Below are 21897 nucleotides of genomic sequence, written 5' to 3'. Positions count from 1 at the left end.
CGTGGCAAGGACCGACAACGACAGCTGGGAGATCACCGAAAGCGTGGGGGCGACGGCGTTGGGCGTGGCGTCGGCGCGCGCGGTGGAAACCGAGAGCGACAACCCGATGATCAGCGATCCGTTCGCCCGGGTCTTCCTGAACGCCGCCGGTGACGGGCTGTGGAACTGGTATTCCGCGTCGCAGCTGCCCGCCGAGGTCCTGCAGGCCGAACCGAGTCTGCAGTTGCAGATGAAGGCGATGGTCGGCTACATGGCTTGCCGCACGGCGTTTTTCGACCAGTTCTTCGTCGACGCGAGCGAGGCGGGCATCCGCCAGGCGGTGATCTTGGCGGCGGGTTTGGACTCGCGCGCGTGGCGGCTGCCCTGGCCGGACGGCGTCACGGTGTACGAGCTCGACCAGCCGCGGGTGCTGGAGTTCAAATCGTCGACGTTGGACGAGCACGGGGCGCAGCCCGCCTGCAACCGCATCGCCGTCCCGGTGGACCTGCGTCAGGACTGGCCGACGGCGTTGCGGCAGGCCGGTTTTGAGGCCTCGGCGCCCAGCGCCTGGTCGGCCGAGGGCCTGATGCCCTATCTGCCCGCCGCGGCCCAGGACCTCCTCTTCGAACGCGTCGACGCGCTCGCCGCCGACGGCAGCCGGGTCGCCGTGGAAGCGCTGGGGCCGAAGTTCCTCGACCCCGAGTTCCGCGCGAACCGTCGCGCGCGGATGGAGCGCATCCGCGCACTGGTGACCAAGCTGGACCCGCAGCGCCAGATCCCCAACAACGAGGAACTGTTCTACTTCGAGGAGCGCGAAGAGGTCGGCGACTGGTTCGCTCGCCACGGCTGGGCCGTGACGGTGAAGCCGGCCGACGAGCTGATGGCCTCCTACGGCCGCAAGGCTCCCGACGAGGTCGCCGACCAGGTGCCGGGGAACTTGTTCGTGGCCGCGCAACGCGCGTAGCGGCTTTGCGCCGCGCGCGAAGCGGAATGAGTTCGCGACACACTGGTCTGACCACTTGACGTCTGACCTCTGCCCGGTCACACTTTCACCCATGGCGCTGCAGCCGGTGATCCGCCGATCGGTGCCGGAAGAGGTGTTCGAGCAGATCGCCACGGATGTGCTCAGCGGCGAGATGCAGCCGGGTGAGGCCTTGCCCAGTGAGCGCCGGTTGGCCGAGGTTTTCGGGGTATCGCGGCCGGCCGTGCGTGAGGCGCTCAAGCGGCTTTCGGCGGCGAGCCTGGTCGAGGTGCGCCAGGGCGGCGTCACGACGGTGCGTGATTTCCGCCGGCACGCCGGCCTCGACCTGCTGCCCCGCTTGCTGTTTCGCAACGGCGAGCTAGACCTCACCGTGTTCCACAGCATGCTGGAGGCCCGGCTGCGCATCGGCCCGAAGGTCGCGGAGCTGGCGGCCGAACAACGCGGACTCGAACTGGCCGGATCGCTCGAGGAAGCGTTGGGCGTCCTCGAGCGCGAAAAAGACCCGGTCGAGTGGCAACGCGGCACGCTCGCATTCTGGGATCACGTGGTCGACGGAGCCGGTTCGATCGTTTTCCGGTTGATGTACAACGCTTTTCGCGCCGCGTACGAGCCGGCCCTCGACGCCTTGGCCGGCGCGGTGACAACCGACGTCAAACGGCCGGACGCCTACCGGAGATTGGCCGACGCGATCCGTGCCGGCGATCCCGCCGCGGCGAAGAAGGCCGCCCAGGACCTACTCGAACTCGCCAACACCTCGATGACGGCCGCGCTCGACCGCCGGGGGAAACGGCGATGAGCACCCACACCGTGATCGCCGCCTACCTGCGGGGCCAGGTTCAGCCCGGCATCGACGCGATCGGCGGCTTCTTCCGAACCTGCGTGCTGACCGGAAAGGCACTGTTTCGCAGGCCCTTTCAGTGGCGGGAGACGATCGAGCAGGGCTGGTTCATCACCAGCGTCTCGCTGCTGCCTACCCTGGCGGTCGCGATCCCGCTAACCGTGCTCATCATCTTCACGCTCAACATTCTGTTGGCGGAGTTCGGCGCCGCCGACATCTCCGGTGCGGGCGCGGCGCTGGGTGCGGTCACGCAGCTGGGGCCGCTGACCACGGTGCTGGTGATCGCCGGCGCCGGGTCCACCGCGATCTGCGCCGACCTGGGGGCCCGCACCATCCGCGAGGAGATCGACGCGATGGAGGTGCTGGGCATCGACCCGATCCACCGGCTGGTGGTGCCTCGAGTCGTCGCCGCGACCATCGTCGCCACCCTGCTCAACGGCGCGGTGATAACCATCGGCCTGGTCGGCGGGTTCATCTTCGGCGTTTACATCCAACACATTTCGGCCGGCGCCTACGTTGGCACCCTCACCCTGATCACCGGCCTGCCCGAGGTGGTTATCTCGGTGGTCAAGTCGGCCACGTTCGGCACCATCGCCGGCCTGGTCGGCTGCTATCGGGGTCTCACCACGAAGGGCGGGCCAAAGGGAGTCGGAACCGCAGTCAACGAGACGCTGGTGTTGTGCGTGATCGCGCTGTTCGCGGTCAACGTAGTGCTGACCACGATCGGCGTGCGGTTCGGGACGGGGCGCTGACGTGTCGGGTGCAGCCGTGTTCCGGTCCCGTTACCCACGGACCGTCGCCAACCTCAACCGCTATGGCGGCGGCGCGACCCGAAGGCTCTGGCAGATAGGGATTTTCGCGAGGTTCACCCGGATCAGCGTCGGCGAGATCGGGTGGGCGTTGCGGCATTATCGCCGGGAGACGCTGCGGCTGATCGCCGAGATAGGCATGGGCACCGGCGCGATGGCCGTCGTCGGCGGGACGGTCGCGATCATCGGCTTCGTCACCCTGTCCGGCGGTTCGCTGATCGCCATCCAGGGCTTCGCGTCGTTGGGCAACATCGGCGTCGAGGCATTCACCGGATTCTTTGCCGCACTGGCGAACACCCGCATCGCCGCGCCCATCGTCGCCGGGGTCACGCTGGCCGCCACGGTGGGCGCCGGCGCCACCGCCCAGCTGGGCGCCATGCGGATCAGCGAGGAGATCGACGCCCTGGAAGTCATGGGCATCAAATCGATCTCGTTTCTGGTCTCCACCCGGATCTTGGGCGGGCTGGCGGTGATCGTCCCGCTCTACGCGCTGGCGCTCGACATGGCGTTCACCTCGGGCCAGGTCGTCACGACGGTGTTCTACGGCCAGTCGAACGGCACCTACGAGCACTACTTCCGCACCTTCCTGCGGCCCGAGGACGTCGGCTGGTCGGTTCTCGAGGTCGTCATCATCGCGGTGGTCGTGATGATCACCCATTGCTACTACGGCTACACCGCCAGCGGCGGCCCGGTGGGCGTCGGCCAGGCGGTGGGTCGCTCGATGCGATTCTCACTGGTCTCGGTGGTGGTAGTCGTCCTGCTGGCCCAGTTGGCGCTCTACGGCGTCGACCCCAACTTCAATCTCACGGTGTAACGCCCATGACTGCAATGTCCCGGCCGGCGACGCGGAAGAACCGACGCGCGTGGGTGTACGTCGAGGGTGTGATCCTGCTGCTTGGCTGCGGGCTGGTACTCGCCCTGGTGTACCTGCAGTTTCGGGGCGACTTCACGCCGAAGACGCAACTGACGATGGTGGCCTCGCGGGCCGGGCTGGTGATGGAGCAGGGGTCGAAGGTGACCTACAACGGCGTGGAAATCGGCCGGGTTTCCGGCATCTCGGAGATCGAGCGCGACGGCCGGCCGGCGGCCAAGCTGGTGTTGGACGTGAATCCCCGCTACCTCAACCTGATTCCGGCCAACGTCGTGGCCAACATCGAGGCGGCCACCCTGTTCGGCAACAAATACGTGTCCCTGATCTCGCCGGAAGACCCGGCACCGCGGCGCATCTCGCCCCACGACGTGATCGATGTGCGCTCGGTGACCACCGAATTCAACACGCTGTTCGAGACGGTCACCTCGATATCCGAGAAGGTGGATCCGATCGAACTGAACGCGACGCTGTCCGCGCTGGCGCAGGCGCTGGACGGCCTCGGGGTCAAGTTCGGAGAGTCGATCGTCAACGGGAACGAGATTCTCGCACAACTCAATCCGCGGATGCCGCAGATCCGCTACGACGTGCGGCGGCTGGCGGATCTGGCCGGCGTGTACACCAGCGCCTCGCCCGACTTGTGGGACTTCCTGCGGAACGCGGTGACCATCGCGCGCACGCTGACCCGGCAACAGGGCGACCTGGACGCCGCACTGTTGGCGGCGGTGGGCGTCGGCCACACCGGCGAGGAGCTCTTCGCCAAGGGCGGGCCGTACCTGGCGCGGGGCGCCGCCGACCTGGTGCCCACCGCCGAACTGCTCGACACCTACAGCCCCGAAACGTTCTGCACCATCCGCAATTTCCACGACGCCGCGCCCGAGGTCGCCAAAGCGGCCGGCGGCAACGGTTATTCGCTGTCGGCCGCCGGGTCGCTCATCGGGGCACCGAATCCCTATGTCTACCCGGACAATCTGCCGCGGGTGAACGCCCGCGGCGGGCCCGGGGGCCGGCCGGGCTGCTGGCAGAAGATCACCCGGGAGTTATGGCCGGCCCCGTATCTGGTGATGGACACCGGCGCCAGCCTCGTGCCGTACAACCACATCGAGCTCGGCCAGCCACTGGCGACCGAGTACGTCTGGGGCCGCCAATACGGGGAGAACACGATCAACCCATGAGAACCACCGGCACCGCTGTCAAACTCGGCATCTTCTGGTTGGTGCTGCTGATGTTCACCGTGATGATCATCATCGTCTTCGGCCAGGTCCGATTCGGCCACACCACCGGGTACTCGGCGGTGTTCACCGACGCGAGCGGGCTGCGGGCCGGGCAGTTCGTCCGCGCGTCGGGGGTGGAGGTCGGCAAGGTCTCGAAGGTGACGCTGATCGACCGGGACGCCCGAGTGTTGGTGGAGTTCAACGTGGATCGCGCGCTGCCGCTCGATCGGGCCACGACCGCGTCGATCCGCTACCTCAACCTGATCGGTGACCGCTACCTGGAGCTCAAACACGGCGACAGCGGACAGCGGCTGGCGCCGGGGGGCACGATCCCGCTCGAGCACACCCAGCCGGCGTTGGATCTGGACGCACTGATCGGCGGGTTCCGTCCGCTTTTCAAGGCGCTGGACCCGAACAAAGTCAACAGCATCGCCCAGTCGATCATCACCGTGTTCCAGGGGCAGGGCGCCACCATCAACGACATCCTCGACCAGACCGCCGCACTGACCGCGGCGCTGGCCGACCGCGACAAGGCGATCGGCGAGGTCATCACCAACCTCAACACCGTGCTGGCCACCACCGTCAAGCATCAGAAGGACTTCGACCGGACGGTCGACAACCTCGACCTGCTGATCACCGGACTGAAGAACCGGGCCGATCCGCTGGCCGCCGCGGCGGCACACATCAGCGACGCCGCCGGAACCCTGGCCGACCTGCTGGGTGAGGACCGGCCACTGCTGCACGGCACCCTCGAGCGCCTCGAGGGCATTGCCCAGCCGCTCATCAACGACCTGCCCACCCTGGACGGCGTGCTGGCCAAGCTGCCCAACGCGTTCCGCGTCATCGGCCGAGCGGGTGGCATCTACGGCGACTTCTACAACTTCTACCTGTGCGATATCTCGATCAAGGTCAACGGATTACAGCCTGGCGGTCCGGTGCGCACCATCAAGCTTTTCGGGCAGCCCACCGGGAGGTGCACGCCGCAATGAGGACGCTGACGGAGTTCAACCGCACCCGCGTCGGTCTGATGGGCGCGCTGGTCACGCTGCTCGTCGTCGGTGTCGGCCAGAGCTTTACCAGCGTGCCGATGCTGTTCGCCACGCCCACCTATTACGCGCAGTTCGCCGACACCGGCGGCATCAGCTCGGGCGACAAGGTCGAGATCGCCGGGGTGAACGTCGGCCTGGTGCGCTCGCTCGCCATCCACGGCGACCGCGTCCTGATCGGGTTTTCGATGCCTGGAAGGACGATCGGGAAGCAGAGCCGCGCCGCGATCCGCACCGACACCCTGCTCGGCCGCAAGAACATGGCGATCGAAAACCGTGGCGCGGATGCGTTGCCGCCCAACGGGGTTATCCCGTCGGGGCAGACGACCACGCCCTACCAGATCTACGACGCGTTCGTCGACGTCACGAAGGCCGCGACAGATTGGGACATCGACGCCGTCAAACGGTCGCTGAACGTCTTGTCCGAGACGTTCGATCAGACGGCGCCGCACCTGAGCGCCGCCCTCGACGGCATCGCCAAGTTCTCCGACACCCTCGGCGGGCGGGACGAGCAGATCAAGCAGCTGCTGGCCAACGCCGACAAGGTAGTTCGCGTGCTCGGCGACCGCAGCCAGCAGGTCGACGGGTTGTTAGTGAATGCCAAGACGCTGTTGGCCGCGTTCCGGCAGCGCAGCCAGGCGCTGAGCGTTCTGCTGAGCAACGTGTCAGCCGTGTCGACGCAGGTGTCGGCGCTGATCAACGAAAACCCCAACGCCAATCGCGTGTTGCAGCAGTTGGGCACCGTCAGCGACGAGTTGGTCAAGCGCAAAACGGAATTGGCCGACGTGCTGGTGCTGCTCAGCCGGTACACCGCGTCCCTGACCGAGGCCGTCGCCTCCGGTCCGTACTTCAAGGCGATCGTGGCCAATCTGCTGCCCTATCAGATCCTTCAGCCCTGGGTCGACGCCGCGTTCAAGAAGCGGGGCATCGACCCGGAGAACTTCTGGCGTGGCGCCGGGCTGCCGGAGTTCCGCTGGCCCGACCCCAACGGCGGCCGGTTCCCCAATGGCGCACCCCCGGCGGCGCCGCCGGTCCTGGAGGGCACGCCGGACCATCCGCAGCCGGCCGTCCCGCCGGGATCGCCGTGCTCGTACGCGCCCGCCGCCGACAGCCCACCGCGGCCCGGAAATCCGTTGCCGTGCGCGCTTTCCGATCAAGGACCGTTCGGCCCGGTCCTCGGCGGCTTCCCGGCGCCGCTGGACGTTCAGACGTCGCAGCCAAACCCCGACGGCCCAGCGCCCACACCCGGCATCCCGAGCGCGGGCCGGCCGGGGGAGGCGCCGCCGGTCGTTCCGGGCACCCCGGTGCCGCTTCCGGCGCACGCACCACCGGGGGCTCGCACCGAAGGGACAGGCACCCGATGAGCACCATCTTCGACATCCGCAACCTGAAACTGCCGAAAGTGTCCGGCCGGGTCATGGTGGTCGCGTCGCTGGCGGCGGTTTTCGTCTTCATCGCGGCCGTCGCCGGAGCGCAGCTGTACCGCAGACTGACCAACACGACCGTCGTCGCGTTTTTCCCCGAGACCCTCGCGCTGTACCCGGGCGACAAAGTTCAGATCATGGGGGTGCGGGTTGGCGCGATCGACAAGATCGAGCCGGACGGCGACAAGATGCGAGTCACGTTGCACTACAGCAACGAATACATGGTGCCGGCCCAGGCTACCGCGGCGATCCTCAACCCCAGCCTGGTCGCCTCGCGCACCATCCAGCTGTCACCGCCCTACACCGGCGGGCCCGTGCTGCGCGACGGCGATGTGATCCCGATCGAGCGCACCCGGGTGCCCGTCGAATGGGACCAGCTGCGCGATTCCATCAACGGCATCCTGCGTCAGCTCGGCCCGACACCCCAGCAACCGCGGGGGCCGTTCGGCGACATCATCGAATCGGCCGCGGACAACCTGGCCGGAAAGGGCAAGCAGGTCAACGAAACCCTGAACAGCCTGTCGCGGGCGTTGACCGCGCTCAACGAGGGCAGGGGCGACTTCGTCGCGATCACCCGAAGCCTCGCCCAGTTCGTCACAGCGCTGTACCAGAACGATCGGCAGTTCGTCGCACTCAATGACGACCTCGCCGAGTTCACCGGCTGGTTCACCAAATCCGACCATGACGTGGCCGACACGGTCACCCACCTCGACGACGTGCTGACGGCCGCCCGAAAGTTCGTGAACGACAACAGGTCCGCGCTGACCCACGACGTCGGCAACCTCGCCGACGTGACCACGACCCTCCTGCAACCCGAGGCGCGGGACGGCCTGGAGACCGCGTTGCACGTGCTGCCCACCTTCGCCGGCAACTTCAACAACCTCTACCACCCCCTGCACAGCTCGCTGGTGGGCTTGTTCGAGTTCACCAACTTCGCCAACCCGATTCAGTTCATCTGCAGTGCGATCCAGGCCGGCAGCCGCCTGGGCTACCAGGACTCGGCGGAGCTGTGCGCGCAGTATCTGGCGCCGGTGCTGGACGCCATCAAGTTCAACTACCTGCCGTTCGGCCTGAACCCGTTCAACTCGGCGGCCACCCTGCCCAAGGAGGTGGCGTACTCCGAGGAGCGGCTGCATCCGCCGCCGGGATACAAGGACACCACCGTCCCGGGGATCTTCTCGCGCGACACACCGTTTTCGCACGGCAACCACGAACCGGGTTGGGTCGTCGCGCCCGGGATGCAGGGCACGCAGGTTCAGCCGTTCACGGCCGACATGCTGACGCCCGACTCGCTGGCCGAACTCATGGGCGGTCCCGACGCCGGGCCCCCGCCGCCGGGAACCAACCTGCCCGGACCGCCCAACGCCTATGACGAGTCGGGGGCGGGCCGGTGAGGCGCGGCGTGAGCGCGGTTCGCGCGAACGACAAGCCGAGCCGTAGGGCAGCGAGGCGCGGCGTGAGCGCGGTTCGCCGCGGGCTGGCGCTGGTGCTGGCCCTCCTGCTGATCCCGGTGGTGCTGACCTCATGCACCTGGCAGGGCATCGCCAACGTGCCGCTGCCGGTCGGGCGCGGCACGGGCGCCAACCGGATGACCATCTACGTGCAAATGCCAGACACGCTGGCGCTCAACACCAACAGCCGGGTACGGGTCGCCGACGTGTGGGTCGGCACGGTGCGCGCCATCGCCTTGAAGAACTGGATCGCCACCCTGACGCTCGACCTCGATCCGGACGTGCGGCTGCCGGCGAACGCGACCGCCAAGATCGGCCAGACGAGCCTCCTGGGCACCCAGCACGTCGAGCTGGCCGCGCCGAAAAACCCGTCGGCGCAACCGTTGAGGAGCGGCGACACCATCGCCCTGAAGAACTCGTCGGCCTACCCCACCGTCGAACGAACCTTGGCGAGCGTCGCGGTGATCCTCAATGGCGGCGGCCTGGCAAACCTCGACGCGATCCAAACCGAGGTTGTCAATGTCCTCGACGGTCACGCCGGTCAGGTCCGCGAATTACTCACGCGGCTGGACACATTCGTCGCCGAGCTGAACCGCCAGCGCGACGACCTCATCCGCGCCATCGATTCGACCAACGAGCTGCTGACCATCGTCGCGAACCGCGACGACACCCTGGAAAAGGTGCTCACCGAAATCCCGCCCCTGATCCAGCATTTCGCCGACACCCGCAATCTTTTCGCCGACGCCACTGAATCCCTGGGGCGGTTCAGCGACGTCGCCAACCGGGCGCTGGCCGATACCCGGCCCAACCTGAACCGGAGCTTGCAATCGCTGCAGCGGCCGCTCAGCCAGCTCGGCCTGGCTTCGCCGTACGTGGTTGGGGCGCTGAAACTGGGCCTCACTGCGCCGTTCAACATCGACCACATCACGCAGGTGATCCGCGGGGACTACGTCAACCTGTCGCCCGTACTCGACCTGACGCTGTCCAGCCTCGACAACGCGATGCTCAGCGGAACGGGATTTTCCGGGGCGCTGCGGGCGCTCGAGCAGGCGTGGGGTCGGGACCCGAACACCATGATCCCGGACGTACGCTACACGCCCAACCCCAACGACGCCCCGGGCGGGCCGCTGGTGGAAAGGGGCGAATGAAAGATGTTGCCCCGCATCGTCAGAACGCAGCTGGTGGTGTTGGCCGGGGTGGCGGTGGCCGCCGTCCTCGTCCTGGGCTTGTACTACTTGCGGCTTCCCAGCCTCGCCGGCGTCGGCCGTTACACCGTCTATGCCGAATTGCCGCAGTCCGGCGGGCTTTACCGCACGGCCAACGTCACGTACCGGGGCATCACCATCGGCAAGGTCACCGGTGTCGAGCCGACCGCGCGGGGGGCGCGCGCGACCATGAGCGTCGACAACCGTTACCAGATACCGGCCGACGCGTCGGCCAATGTGCACTCCGTCTCGGCGATCGGCGAGCAATACATCGACCTGGTGTCGACCGCCAACCGCGGTCCGTACCTGCGAAACGGGCAGACGATCACCAAAAGTACTGTGCCCAGCCAGATCGGCCCGGCGCTCGACGCCGCCAACCGCGCGTTGGCGGTGTTGCCCAGAGAAAAGGTGCAGTCGGTTTTGTACGAGGCGTCACAGGCCCTGGGCGGGCTGGGGCCCGCGCTGCGGCGGTTGGTGGACGCCACCCAAGCGATCGCCCACGACTTCCGGGGCAGCATCGGCGACGTTGACGACATCATCGCGCGTTCGGCGCCCGTCATCGACAGCCAGGCCGATTCGGCAGACACGATCAGGCGTTGGGCCGCCAACCTGAACACGTTGACCGCGCAGGCCGCCCAGCAGGATCAGGCGGTGCGCAGCATCCTGGCCAATGCGCCACCCACCGCCGAGCAGGTGAACGCCACGTTCAGCGATGTGCGCGAGGCGCTGCCGCAGACGCTAGCCAACCTGGAGGTCGTCATCGACATGCTCAAGCGCTATCACAACGGCGTCGAGCAGGCGATGGTGTTCTTGCCGCAATCGGGCGCCATCGCCCAGTCGGTGACCGCGAACTCCCCCGGACAGGCGGCGCTCGGCGTCGGCGCCATCGCGCTCAACCAGCCACCGCCGTGCCTGACCGGCTTCCTGCCCGCGTCGGAGTGGCGCGCCCCGGCCGACACCAGCGGCGCGCCGCTCCCGGCCGGCACCTACTGCAAAATTCCCATGGACGCGACGAATGTGGTTCGCGGAGCGCGGAATTACCCGTGCGTCGACGTGCCCGGCAAGCGGGCGGCGACCCCGCGCGAGTGCCGCAGCACCGAGCCGTATGTGCCGCTCGGCACCAACCCCTGGTACGGCGACCCCGACCAGATCCTCACCTGCCCGGCGCCGGCCGCGCGGTGCGACCAACCGGTGAAACCGGGTCAGGTGATCCCGGCGCCGTCGGTCGACAACGGCCAGAACCCGCTACCCGCTGACCGGCTGCCGGGCACCCCGCCGCCGGTCAGCGATCCGCTGCAGCGGCCGGGCTCGGGCACGGTCCAGTGCAACGGCCAGCAGCCCAACCCGTGCTTCTACACCCCGAGCGCGCTGCCCACGGCGCTGTACGACGTGCGAAGCGGAAAGGTCGTCGGGCCCGACGGTGTCGTGTATTCCGTTGCGAATTCGACCCATATCGGCGACGAGGGCTGGCAGCAGATGCTGGGACCGGCGGGCTGAAACGCCTACGCCTTTTCGTCGGCACCGCCCCGGGCATGCGCCCGCCATTTCCGAAATCCGTGCCGCGCCGCGAACGCGCCGATGATGGCGCTCACGCACCACACCGCGATCGCCGCATACGCCAGCGGCGACGACAGGTGCCTGATAGAGGCGCCCAGCGCGGTGTAAGCGAAAGCCCTTGGCGCCGAACCGATCAGCGAGCCCACCGCCATCTGCCACAACGGAACGCCGAAAGCCCCGAACGCGTAGGAGGCGAGCGCATCGGAGATGCCCGGTACGAATCGCTGCCCCACGACCGCCCACAGCCCGCCCCGTTCGATCATCGCGTCGATGCGCTCGGCGCGTTGCTGCCCCAGCAGGGACCGCGCGCTGTCCCGGCCGGCCCGGCGGCCGACGCGGCTCGCGACCACCGCGGTGCCCACTGCCGCGCCCAGCGTCACGAAGACCCCCAGCAGCGGACCGAACAGCATCCCGCTGCCCGCCGCCAGAATCGAACCCGGCACGAACAGCGCGCCGAGGACCGCCGACACCACGGCGTAGGCCAGCGGCGCCGCCGGCCCCGTCGCCGAGACCGCGCGCCGTATCGCCTCGATGTCGATGACCCGCGCCACGGCCACCAGGTAGAACATCGTGGCCAGGAATGCGCCGAACACCGCGAGCCGGATGATGTGGCGGCGCCGGGATACAGGTGGGGATTCCTCGTTGTCGACCATGCTGTTGGCAATTCTTCCGCACCCGGCCCCGCCGCCGAGTGTGGGCCTTAAGTACGTAATCGGCCTCGAATTCGTGCGTAGGGCCCACACTCGCGGGGGCTAAGTCATCTCGCTGTCATCTCGCCGCGTCCTGCAGCCGGCGCGCCAGCCCGCTCGCCCGCACCGCCCGCCGACCGATCGCGGCGCGCACCGACGGCTCCGAACCGACCACCCGGACCTTGACCTTGGCGCGGGTCACCGCGGTGTAGAACAGCTCTCGGGTCAGCAACCGCGAATCCTCGGGCGGCATCAGGACCGTCACCTCGGCGACCTGGCTGCCCTGGCTCTTGTGGATCGTCATGGCGTGCATGGTCTCGATGTCCGACAGCCGGCTGGGGGCGAAGTCCAGCGGTCCGGTGGCCCCGGCGATGAGGGCCCGCAGCCCGTCGGGGCCGGCCACCACCACCCCGGTGTCGCCGTTGTAGACCTTGAGCCCATAGTCGTTGGCGGTCACCAACAATGGCCGGCCGGCGTACCACGCCGAGAACGCGGGCTGACCGGTCTCCTCGGTGAGCCAGCGCTCCACCTGCCGGTTCCAGTACGACACCCCGTACGGTCCGCGCCGGTGCGCGCACAACAGCCGGTGCTCGTCGAGCGTCGCCAACGCCGCCCCGGCGGCGCCGAGCACCGCGGCCTCCCGCACCCGCAGCGCGTGGGAGACCAGCACGTCGCGCAACCGATCGGCCGGGTGGTCGGAGTCGATCCACTCGACGTGCTCCCCGCCGGCACGCAGCAGCGCCACCACCCGGTCTTGGTCGCCGGTCCGGATCGCCTCGGCCAGCGCGCCGATCGACTCGCCGAATCGGTGGGGCGTGCGCAGGGCGGCCACCCGGATGTCGCGGCGGGCGGCCAGCCCCTCCACCAGGTCCGCGAGCACGGCGCCGGCCTCCACCGAGGCGAGCTGGTCGGAATCGCCCACCAAAATGAGTCGGGTGTCCGGGCGCACGGCCTCCAGCAGCCGGGCCATCATGGTCAACGAGACCATCGACGTTTCGTCGACGACGATCACGTCGTGCGGCAGCCGGTTGCCGCGATTGTGCTTGAACCGCACCGAGGTATCCGGCCGCGCGCCCAGCAGCCGGTGCAGCGTGGTAGCCCGCAGGCCGGCCAGGCGCGCCCGGTCCGCCGCGTCGTCGAGATTCTCGACCTCGGCGGCCACGGCCTCGGCCAGTCGCGCCGCGGCCTTGCCGGTCGGCGCGGCCAGCGCGATCCGGGGCCGCGGAACGCCGGCGAGCTCGGCCTGGCCGACCAGCAGCGCCAGCAGCCGCGCCACCGTGGTGGTCTTGCCGGTGCCGGGGCCGCCGGTCAGCACCGTAACCGCCTGCGACAGCGCGATTTCGGCGGCCGTTCGCTGCTCGTCGTACCGTGGCGACGGGAAAAGCCGCTCCAGGGCAGGCACGCCGCCCACCGACCCGGACACCGAGAGCGCCAACAGGTCAGCGCACACCTGCTCCTCCTCGAGCCAGTACCGATCCAGGTAGAGCAGGTCACCGAACAGCCGCAGCGCGGGCGGCGATCCGAGCAGCGGGCTGGCCCGCACCGCGGTCAGCCAATCGTCGGCGCCGGGCCACGGCAGCTCGGCCAGGCCGAGCTGCGCCGCCACCGCCCGCAGGTCCACACACACCGAACCGCCCCGCAGCGCGCGCACCACGAGCGCGATCGCCAACGCCACCCGCTCGTCGGGCTCGCCGGCGAGCGCGGTAAGGCGCTGCGCCACATGGACATCCGCCGCCTCGAAGACGCCGGCATCGCCGAATGGCCGTAGTAATCCCTCGGCGTCGGTCGCCTGCACCGTCACGCGGCCGCCCTGCCCGCGTCGAGCAGATCCGACAACCCCGCAACCAGCGACGAGGGCGGGCGCCAGCTGAACACCCCGGACGGATGCCCGTCGACGACAGGCGTGTCCGCCCCGCACATCCCGCGCACAAAGAGGTAGAGGACACCCCCGAGATGCCGGGCGGGATCGTAATCGGCCACCCGCCACCGCAGAAACCGGTGCAGCACAACGCTGTACAGCAGCGCCTGCAGCGGGTAGTCGGAATGCAGCATCGCCTCGGCCAGCCGCGGCCGGTCGTAATCCGCGGACGTCAGCGGCCGCTCCGGATCGCCGAGCCAGTTGGTCTTGTAGTCCACCACCACATAGCGATGCCCCGCGCCGTCGGGAATGCGCAACACGGCATCGACCGAGCCGGTGAGGTAGCCGCGCAACGACTGGCCGCCCAGCACCGGACCCGTCAACCGATCGGCGTAGGAGGCCAGCGCATCGCCGGCGGGCAACTGCTCGCGCAACAACGCCCCCACATCCGCGAGCAGAATCTCCGGTGCCGCCACCCGCAGATCGCCACCGGCCAGTGGGAACTCAAAATCCAACTCCCGCAACCGATCCCGCAGTCTGATCTGCCGCAGCGTCAAACCGCCGGCCAGCGGGCCCAACGGGGTGTCGTGCATTGGCACCAGCGCACCGGCCAGCACCTCGGGCGCCACCTCGACCGGCCACCACACCGAGTGCTTCCGAATCTGAGACTCCAGTTCGGCCGCCAGATCGGCGGCCAGCGGGTCGGCGGTCTCCAGCACCGCGTGCACCAGGGTGCCGAACTTCGCGCCCGTCGGCAGGTCTGCCATCGGCGAGGGCAGCTGCGGCCCGGAGGCGTTCTCCGACAACGGAACTGCGCCGGATTCGTCGTCGAGCTCGGTGATCTCGGGCTCGCTGCTCACCCCGGCCGAGACTGAGGTTTCCGTCACCCGGATGAGACCCGAGTAGGACGTGCGCCGCCAGTCGGTGTCGATGGTGCGGTGGAAGTGGCGGTAGTCCAGGTCCCACGGCACCGGCTCGGGCGGCATCGACGGCAGGGCCCGGGCCACCACCGACTCCTCGATCACCGGGCCGCCCGCCGCCTCCCATTCCCGCAGCCGCGCCAACGCGTCGTCGTCGGAGATCTTGGCGGGCTCACAGCGGTCGGGGACGAACGACTCGCCCGGCCGGCGGCCGCGCAGCAGCCGTGACAGGCCGCCGTTGGGCTCGTCGTAGGCCGGCGACCACCACGCGACCACCTGCGACTGCGCCCGGGTCATCGCGACGTAGGTGAGCCGGCTCGCGTCGCCGGCGTCCTCCTGCCGCCCGAGCGTCTCGACCCTCGGGAAGTCGGGACTGTCGCTGCCCCCGACGTGCAGGCAGCGCACCCTGTCGTCGTGGAACAGCACAATGTCGCGTTTCGGCACACTGCGGTTGAATGCGAACGGCAGGTACACGATCGGGTACTGCAGCCCCTTGCTGACGTAGACCGTCATGATCTGCACGGCGGCCGCGTCGCTGTCGAGCCGCCGGTTTCGTTCGGTCGAGCCGCTGCGTTCGTCGCGCTGGCGGCGCAGCCAGTCGCGCAGCGCGGGCAGGCTGTAGTGCTCGCGGTGCGCGACGTCTCCCAGCAACTGCGTGATGTGCGCCAGGTCGGTCAGGTGGCGCTCGCCGTCCTGCCAGGACAGCACGCGATCAGCCATGCCCAGCAGCTGCGCGGCCTCGAAAATCGCGGCGACACCGCGTTCGCGGGCATGCCCCGCCCACTCCCGCAACGTTTCCGCGACGCGGTCAGTCAGTGCATCACCGCCGGCCGCCAGCGATTCCGCGGTCTCGCCGAAGAACATCGTTGCCGCCGCGGCGCGGACCATGCCGGGCCGGTGCGGTTGATCGAACGCCTCCAGCAGGCACAGCCAATCCTCGGCAGCGTCCGACGTGAAGACGTCGGAGTCGCCGGTGTACACCGCCGGAATACCCGCATCGCACAGCGCCCGAAAGCAGGCGGCGGCATCCTTATGCCTTTCCACGATCACGGCGATGTCGCGGGCCTGCAGCGGCTCGCCGTCGAATGTCGCCCCGGTCGCGAGCAGGGCTCGGATGTCGGCGGCCAGGTCGGCGCCGATGTGCCGCCGCAAATCCTCGATCGGCATGTTCGCCAAACCCCTGCGGCCCAACGCCGTTCGCGGCACCACCCGCAACCGGAACGGATCGTTGTGGGGGGCACCGGCAAGGCGGTGACCCCGATGGTGCGCCTCGACTTCGCCGACCACGATCGCGGGGTCGCCGAGCTGGGCGCCGCGGAGCACCACCTGCAGGCGTTCGACCAGCGCCGCGTCGCTGCGCCAGTTGGTGCCCAGCGTCTTCTTCTCGCCCGCGGTCTCGGCCGCCCGCAGGTAGGTGTCGATATCGCCGCCGCGGAAGGCGTAGATGGCCTGCTTCGGGTCGCCGATCAGCACGACGGTGGAGCGCCCGCTGAACGCACGATCGATGACCTGCCACTGCACCGGGTCGGTGTCCTGGAACTCGTCGACCATCACGATCGGCCAGCGTTGGTGCATCCGCACGCGGGCGGGTGAGTCGCCGGTGGCCAGCGCGTCCGCCAGCCGGCTCAACAGGTCGTCGTAGCTCAGGACGCCCAACTGCCGCTTGCGGGTATCCAGCTCGGCGAGAACATCTTTCGCGAATGCGACGCACACCGCCGCCCGCGAGCCGGGTTGGGGGTCCAGCGGCCGCAGCTGCGCCGACGGGTTGTTGGCCACCTCGCGGGCCAGGCGCAGCGCTTCGCGGTACGCCAGCGGCGGATCGTCGCGCTGCTGGCCGAAGTGGGACAGGTACAGATCGTCGACAATCTCGGTGACGAGCTCGTCGAGGCTCTCGATCAGGGTCACGTTCGCGGTGGTGTCGCCGGCCACGCCGAGCGAGCGCAACACTAGCTGGCAGAACTGGTGGGTGGTCGCGATGGTCGCCGCATCGAATCCGGCCAGCGCGTCTCGGAGCCGCTGCCTGCGCGCCGCGCGCTCGTCGTCCGTGCCGTCTACCAGGTGCGCGACCAACTCATTGTCGCCGACCAAGCGCGGGTCCTCGAATGCCGTTACGGCGGCGACGATCTGACACCGCACCCGCTCGCGCAGTTCCTGGCTGGCGGCCCGGCCGAAGGTGATGAGCAGCATCTGGTCGAGCGTCGCCGCGCCGTCGGCGAGGTAGCGGGTCACCAGCCCGGCCAGCGCGAAGGTCTTGCCGGTTCCCGCGCTGGCCTCCAGCACCGTGGTCGAGCGGTCGGCGGGCAGCGGGCCGAGCAGGTCGAAGCGCTCCATCTAGGTCGGCCTCCGCTCGGCGCGCAGCATCGGCAGCCAGAGGCGGGCGGCGTAGGCGCCGAGCCGGGTGTCTTCGCCGTCGTACTCCTCACCGGGACGCGGGGCCTTCATCAGGTCCTCCAGCCGCGCGTTGCGGCCCCAGGCCCGCACGTGCGCGGGGGCCTCGTTCTCGCCCGGATAGTTACCGGATTTCCAGCGATATTCGGCCTCGCGGACGGGGTCGTCACCGCAGTGCCGGGCGGCCGCCCAGGCATAGGATGTCTTGACGGGCAAGGGAATCGGCTCCCGACGCCCGGCGTCGTAGATCGCCACCAGCTCGCGTAAGACATCGACGGGATCGCCCGCCGGCCGCCCCAGCCCCTCCACCCGAGGGGTGGTGCCCCGCCGGGCGCGGCCGAGGCACACCGCCGTCCAGTCGCGGCCCGGGTCGTGAGCGATCAACGCCAGCAACGGGATCCACGACTCGAGCAGGTGCTTGCCGTCCAGCCTGGAATAGGTGACCGACACCAGGCGATCGCCGTACACGGGCGACACCGTGCCGGTGAGGCGGCGCCCGGGGCCGAGCTCGACGTCGACGTCGTAGGCTCGTGCGTCCGCCCGCCGATGTCGCCGCGCTGCGGTCGCGAGCAGGGCGGCCTGATCGCGAATCTCGGCCGCCTTGCGCCAGCCCAGCTGGCCCGGCGGCAGCGTGCCCCGGCGCCACTCGGCCTGGCGCGCGTCGTCGGGCGTCATGCCGCGCAGGATGTCGCCGAGCATCCGGTCGCCGACCGTCCACTCCTCGAGGGCGTTGAGGTCCACGGGCATGGCGTCCTGCACCCCGTCGACGTCGCGGGGCAGTGTGAATTCCAGGGCGCGGAAGAAGCCCTTCACCGGATCCTTGAAGAAGTCGACGAGGTCGGCGAGGATCACGTCGTCGGGCGGCGGTGGCGGCAACGGCCCGGAGATGAACGGGGGCCGCTCGCCCCGTTGGCCGCCGGCCACCCGCGCCGCGCGTAGCACGGTCTTGTCGAAGCTGAACGGGACCTTGGGCACCAGCGCGCCGGGCTTGACATTGTCAATGTCGAACGGCTGCAACGGATGCTCGACGAGGACGCGCTCGCGGACGCCGTCCGGAACGGTCATGTCGAGGGTGTCCAGCAATTCGGCCAGCGGCACCGCCGGCGGGCGCGCCTGGCCGGAGTACTCGTTGGCGCCGGTATAGGTGATCACCAGCTTCTCGGTGGCCGCGCCGATGGCGTCGAGCAGCAATTGCCGGTCCTCCGAACGGATGTCGCGTTCACCGGTCATCGGGTTGCGCGCCAGCACGTCGTCGCCGTCGACGACGCCCAGGCGCGGGAACACCCCATCGTCGAGGCCGACGAGGCACACCACCTGGTGCGGCACCGAGCGCATCGGCACCATCGTGCACACCGTCAGCGTGCCGGTGCGGAAGTTGGCCCGAGTCGGGCGCCCGGAGAGATGCCGGTCGAGCAGGGCGCGGACGTCGGGCAGCCGCAATACGGTGCCCGCGCGGGTGCCGGCGTCGGCCAGCACCTGGGCGAACTCGCGCTGCATCTGGCTGGTCTGCCAGAGGTCCGAATCGTCGACGCGGGCCAGCAGGGCGATCCCCTCGGTGAGGGCGGCCAGCCACTCGCGCAGCGGCCGCGCCCCGGTGAGCGAGTCGACGACGTGTTGCAGCCGGCAGACGAATTCGGCCAACTGCCCGGCCAACTGGACACGGTTGCTGCTGACGTCGTCGAGGGGGAGGGTGGCGTCGATCCAGGCGTGCGAGTCGTCCGACATCGCGACCCCGGTCAGCACCCGGTCGATGCCGAAACGCCAAGTGTTGTGCACGAAGTCGACGTGATACGGCCGCCGGTGCTCCTGGTCGAAGCCCCACCGGATGTTCGCCTGCCGAACCCAGCGGGCGATGGCCTCCAGGTCGTCGTCGGTGAAGGCGAAGCAGGCGCGCACCGGTGCGGCCTCGGCGAAGTCGAGCACCTCGCTGGCGGTCACCCGGCTGCCCGCCAGCGCCAGCAGCTGCGCGGCCACGCCGAGCAGCGGATTGGTCTGGATCGGCGAGCGGTCGGCAAGCCGCACCCGCAAGCGGTGGGCGGGATGCGCGCCGTGCACCACGTCGCCGAGGCCGAAGTCGGCGACGATCAGGGCCGCGTAGGTCTCGATGTCCGGGCACATCACCAGGATGTCGCGCGGCTGAAGCGTCGGGTCGTCCTGCAGGAGGCCGAGCAGCACCTCGCGCAGCACATCGACCTGGCGGGCCGGGCCGTGGCAGCTGTGTATCTGGACGGAGCGGTCGTCCGCGGCGAGCTTGCGCCCTTGGGGCCGAACGGCATTGGCCGCGATGTCGGACTGCAGCCAGCCGAGCAGCGTGTCGGGACGCCCCGGGCCGGGAAGATATTCGTCGGTCCGCGGATCCGTCGGTAGGCCGCGTTGAAGCTCGCGCAGGTCTCTCCCGAGCGTCGCCAGCAGCGGATGTCGCACGTCGCGGTGGCTGACGTCGGCGAGGCGGGGAATCGCGCCGTGGGCGCCGGCCAGCGCCCGCCAGAGTTCGTCGCTGGGATGCGGCAGCCACAGGTGCAGGTCGTGGTGGGTCGCCAGCGCGTCGAGCAACTGCACGTCGGTGCACGCCAGGCGGGTGTGCCCGAACAGCGACAGCCGCGCCGGCAGGTCACTCGGCCCTTCGCGCAGCCGCCCGACGGTCTTTTCGTGGCGCACGTGCGGGGGGTCCGCTTGCACGCGCCCGACCAGCGCCCGCCACAGTTCCGGCTGCCAGCGCAGGTCCTCGTCCAAGTTTTCCGTATCGCCCGCCAGCCAGTCGGCGAGCAATTGCGGCCGTTGCCGGGCGTACGACGCGAACAGCCCCGCCAGCCGGCGCGCCGTCGCATACCGTCGGGCCCGGCGCAGCTCCGACTCCTCGCCGGTGTGGAAGTGGCCCAAATGTGTTGCCAGCGTTACGCACCACGGCTCGTCGAGGCTGCAGTCGATGACCTCCAGCAGCGGCCACGTCATCGCCTCCGGCGCCCACGGGTCCTCGTCGACGGTGCCGGTAATTTCCGCTATCAACGACGCCGGACTGCGGAACGCCACCCCCGCGCACACCCCGTCGCCGCCGCCGGGCCCGGACCCCAGCACGTGCGACAACCGCTGAGAAAGCCAGCGCTCCACGCCGCGTGCGGGCACCAGCACCAGCTCCTCGGCGAACGGGTCGGCCTGGGGGTTGGCCAGCAGGGCGCCGAGAGCGTCGGCGAGCAGGTCGGTGCGTTCGGCGCGGTGGAGATGGAGGGCCATTGCGCTGCCACCATAGAACGCCGCACCGACGGGCGGGGATGATTCTGCGCCGACATGCCGTTCGAAACGGTTATGGAAGCTTGGGACGCGATCAGCGCGCGGCGCAATGTGCGGCAGTACAAACCGGAGCCGGTGTCGGAGGAAGACCTGAACCGCATCGCCGAGGCCGGCTGGCGGGCGCCCTCGGCGAAAAACCGGCAGCCGTGGGACTTCGTCATCGTCACCGATCGTGATCAGCTGCAGCAGCTGTCCACGGTGTGGCAGGGCGCCGGTCACATCGCGGCGGCCCCGGCCGCGATCGCCATCGTCGTGCCCGAGCCGCCGGACCAGCGCAGGCTGGTCACCGACACCTACGACATCGGCCAGGCCACGATGGCGATGATGATTGCGGCCACCGACCTGGGCATCGGGACGGGCCACTCGTCGGTGGGCGATCAGGACAAGGCGCGCGCCATCCTGGGCGTGCCCGACGACCACCAGGTGGCCTTCCTGCTCGGCGTCGGGTATCCCGCCGACCGTCCGCTCACCCCGATCCGCAAGCCGAATCGGCGCCCGTTCACGGAGGTCGTTCACCACGGGCGGTGGTGAGCGCAGCGGCCGAATACGCTTGTGCTCGTGCATGATCACCGCGGCGACTACGGAATCGACGGCTCGTTCAAGACCCTCTCGGCGCGCGCCCAAGGCATCGGCGTCGTCGCGCAGGCCGCCGCCCTGGCCGGGTGGGCCGGGCTCAGCTGGGCACGCGGCAGGCGGGCGAGGGCGGCGCTGGCGGGGGGATCGGCCGCGGCCATGCTGGTGGCGATGTTCTGGTACATCTACGCGACGCGCTCGGGGAAGTTCGTCGTCTGGGACCGGGTGCTCGACGAGCTGCGGCTGCGCGGCGACGAGACGGTGCTCGACTTGGGGTGCGGGCGCGGCGCGGTGTTGATGGCCGCGGCCAAGCGGCTGCCGCGGGGCCGGGCGATCGGTGTCGACCTGTGGCGGGCGGACCAGACCGACAACTCGCAGCAGGCCACGCTGGCCAACGCGGCGCTGGAACAAGTCGCCGACCGCGTCGAGGTGCGCACCGGTGACATGACCGCGCTGCCGCTGGCCGACGAAAGCGTGGACGTCATCGTGAGCAACCTGGCGATCCACAACATCCCGACTCGCGCCGGGCGGCGCAAAGCCCTCGATGAAGCGGTTCGCGTCCTGCGCCCCGGCGGTCGGCTCGCCATCGCCGACCTGTGGGAGACCCGCAACCACGCGGACCGGCTGCGCGAGCTGGGCTGGCGAAACATCAAGCGGCGCAACCTGGGATGGCGCATGTGGTACGGCGGCCCCTGGTTTTCGACTCGCCTCGTCACGGCCACCAAACCGGAGTGAGGCTCGGCAGGTAGGGGATATAGGTCGCCGCAGAAGTCGATATCGCGGGCGATATCAGATTCGCAGAGCGTGG

General features: G+C 69.4%; 16 protein-coding genes. 12 read left to right on the top strand and 4 right to left on the bottom strand.

Annotated features, from left to right (window positions below; genetic code table 11):
• The first annotated feature begins 1 nt into the window (after position 1).
• From N415_RS03965 to N415_RS03920, 10 genes are all read left to right on the top strand, one after another.
• Positions 2–943: a class I SAM-dependent methyltransferase gene (locus N415_RS03965; RefSeq protein ID WP_068177413.1), complete on the top strand. Its 942-nt coding sequence runs from the start codon at positions 2–4 to the stop codon at positions 941–943.
• 91 nt (positions 944–1034) lie between these two features.
• Complete coding sequence (locus tag N415_RS03960) at positions 1035–1757, top strand: FadR/GntR family transcriptional regulator (protein WP_068177411.1); 723 nt, start codon at positions 1035–1037, stop codon at positions 1755–1757.
• Positions 1754–2551 carry an ABC transporter permease gene (locus tag N415_RS03955; RefSeq protein ID WP_068104685.1) on the top strand — a complete coding sequence of 266 codons (798 nt, stop codon included), beginning with the start codon at positions 1754–1756 and terminating at the stop codon, positions 2549–2551. The genes N415_RS03960 and N415_RS03955 overlap by 4 nt, the downstream gene beginning before the upstream one ends.
• 1 nt (position 2552) lies before the next feature.
• Positions 2553–3422 (top strand): ABC transporter permease, encoded by an 870-nt coding sequence (locus N415_RS03950; RefSeq protein ID WP_068177409.1) that lies wholly within the window; start codon positions 2553–2555, stop codon positions 3420–3422.
• A gap of 14 nt (positions 3423–3436) precedes the next feature.
• Positions 3437–4651 carry an MCE family protein gene (locus N415_RS03945; RefSeq protein WP_081665054.1) on the top strand — a complete coding sequence of 405 codons (1215 nt, stop codon included), beginning with the start codon at positions 3437–3439 and terminating at the stop codon, positions 4649–4651.
• Complete coding sequence (locus tag N415_RS03940) at positions 4648–5679, top strand: MlaD family protein (RefSeq protein ID WP_068177406.1); 1032 nt, start codon at positions 4648–4650, stop codon at positions 5677–5679. The genes N415_RS03945 and N415_RS03940 overlap by 4 nt, the downstream gene beginning before the upstream one ends.
• Positions 5676–7100: an MCE family protein gene (locus N415_RS03935; protein ID WP_068177404.1), complete on the top strand. Its 1425-nt coding sequence runs from the start codon at positions 5676–5678 to the stop codon at positions 7098–7100. The genes N415_RS03940 and N415_RS03935 overlap by 4 nt, the downstream gene beginning before the upstream one ends.
• Positions 7097–8554: a virulence factor Mce family protein gene (locus N415_RS03930; RefSeq protein WP_068177403.1), complete on the top strand. Its 1458-nt coding sequence runs from the start codon at positions 7097–7099 to the stop codon at positions 8552–8554. The genes N415_RS03935 and N415_RS03930 overlap by 4 nt, the downstream gene beginning before the upstream one ends.
• Before the next feature lie 62 nt (positions 8555–8616).
• Positions 8617–9759 carry a virulence factor Mce family protein gene (locus N415_RS03925; protein WP_193376401.1) on the top strand — a complete coding sequence of 381 codons (1143 nt, stop codon included), beginning with the start codon at positions 8617–8619 and terminating at the stop codon, positions 9757–9759.
• A 3-nt stretch (positions 9760–9762) separates the two neighbouring features.
• A complete protein-coding gene (locus N415_RS03920) occupies positions 9763–11313 on the top strand; it encodes an MlaD family protein (protein ID WP_068177399.1) in 1551 nt (516 codons plus the stop codon).
• 5 nt (positions 11314–11318) lie between these two features.
• Here N415_RS03920 and N415_RS03915 read toward each other — a convergent pair whose 3' ends face one another.
• From N415_RS03915 to recC, 4 genes are all read right to left on the bottom strand, one after another.
• Complete coding sequence (locus N415_RS03915; RefSeq protein ID WP_068177397.1) at positions 11319–12026, bottom strand: TVP38/TMEM64 family protein; 708 nt, start codon at positions 12024–12026, stop codon at positions 11319–11321.
• Between the two features lie 115 nt (positions 12027–12141).
• Positions 12142–13863 carry an exodeoxyribonuclease V subunit alpha gene (recD, locus tag N415_RS03910; protein ID WP_068177395.1) on the bottom strand — a complete coding sequence of 574 codons (1722 nt, stop codon included), beginning with the start codon at positions 13861–13863 and terminating at the stop codon, positions 12142–12144.
• Positions 13860–17171, bottom strand: coding sequence for an exodeoxyribonuclease V subunit beta (gene recB / locus N415_RS03905; protein ID WP_068177393.1), 3312 nt, complete (start codon positions 17169–17171; stop codon positions 13860–13862). The genes recD and recB overlap by 4 nt, the downstream gene beginning before the upstream one ends.
• Positions 17172–20459, bottom strand: a complete 3288-nt coding sequence (gene recC, locus N415_RS03900; protein ID WP_068177392.1) for an exodeoxyribonuclease V subunit gamma — start codon at positions 20457–20459, stop codon at positions 17172–17174. It lies immediately after the preceding gene.
• A 72-nt stretch (positions 20460–20531) separates the two neighbouring features.
• On the opposite strand from recC, the gene N415_RS03895 reads away from it, so the two are divergent.
• Entirely contained in the window at positions 20532–21047 is a 516-nt protein-coding gene (locus N415_RS03895) for a nitroreductase family protein (RefSeq protein WP_068177390.1), read from the top strand.
• 27 nt (positions 21048–21074) lie between these two features.
• Entirely contained in the window at positions 21075–21824 is a 750-nt protein-coding gene (locus tag N415_RS03890; protein WP_068177510.1) for a class I SAM-dependent methyltransferase, read from the top strand.
• Positions 21825–21897: the final 73 nt, after the last annotated feature.

This window comes from Mycobacterium sp. UM_CSW, assembly GCF_000455205.1.
In the GTDB taxonomy this organism is placed as follows: domain Bacteria; phylum Actinomycetota; class Actinomycetes; order Mycobacteriales; family Mycobacteriaceae; genus Mycobacterium.
Note: the sequence above shows the minus strand (reverse complement) of the source record. Positions and strands in the feature narration are given on the sequence as shown.

What these genes read in the sequence shown, in the direction of transcription:
- N415_RS03895 (WP_068177390.1), top strand. Translation starts at nt 20,532, where the DNA reads ATGGAAGCTTGGGACGCGATCAGCGCGCGGCGCAATGTGCGGCAGTAC.
- N415_RS03920 (WP_068177399.1), top strand. Translation starts at nt 9,763, where the DNA reads ATGTTGCCCCGCATCGTCAGAACGCAGCTGGTGGTGTTGGCCGGGGTG.
- N415_RS03915 (WP_068177397.1), bottom strand. Translation starts at nt 12,026, where the DNA reads ATGGTCGACAACGAGGAATCCCCACCTGTATCCCGGCGCCGCCACATC.
- N415_RS03960 (WP_068177411.1), top strand. Translation starts at nt 1,035, where the DNA reads ATGGCGCTGCAGCCGGTGATCCGCCGATCGGTGCCGGAAGAGGTGTTC.
- recC (WP_068177392.1), bottom strand. Translation starts at nt 20,459, where the DNA reads ATGGCCCTCCATCTCCACCGCGCCGAACGCACCGACCTGCTCGCCGAC.
- N415_RS03955 (WP_068104685.1), top strand. Translation starts at nt 1,754, where the DNA reads ATGAGCACCCACACCGTGATCGCCGCCTACCTGCGGGGCCAGGTTCAG.
- N415_RS03945 (WP_081665054.1), top strand. Translation starts at nt 3,437, where the DNA reads ATGTCCCGGCCGGCGACGCGGAAGAACCGACGCGCGTGGGTGTACGTC.
- N415_RS03930 (WP_068177403.1), top strand. Translation starts at nt 7,097, where the DNA reads ATGAGCACCATCTTCGACATCCGCAACCTGAAACTGCCGAAAGTGTCC.
- recB (WP_068177393.1), bottom strand. Translation starts at nt 17,171, where the DNA reads ATGGAGCGCTTCGACCTGCTCGGCCCGCTGCCCGCCGACCGCTCGACC.
- N415_RS03935 (WP_068177404.1), top strand. Translation starts at nt 5,676, where the DNA reads ATGAGGACGCTGACGGAGTTCAACCGCACCCGCGTCGGTCTGATGGGC.
- N415_RS03940 (WP_068177406.1), top strand. Translation starts at nt 4,648, where the DNA reads ATGAGAACCACCGGCACCGCTGTCAAACTCGGCATCTTCTGGTTGGTG.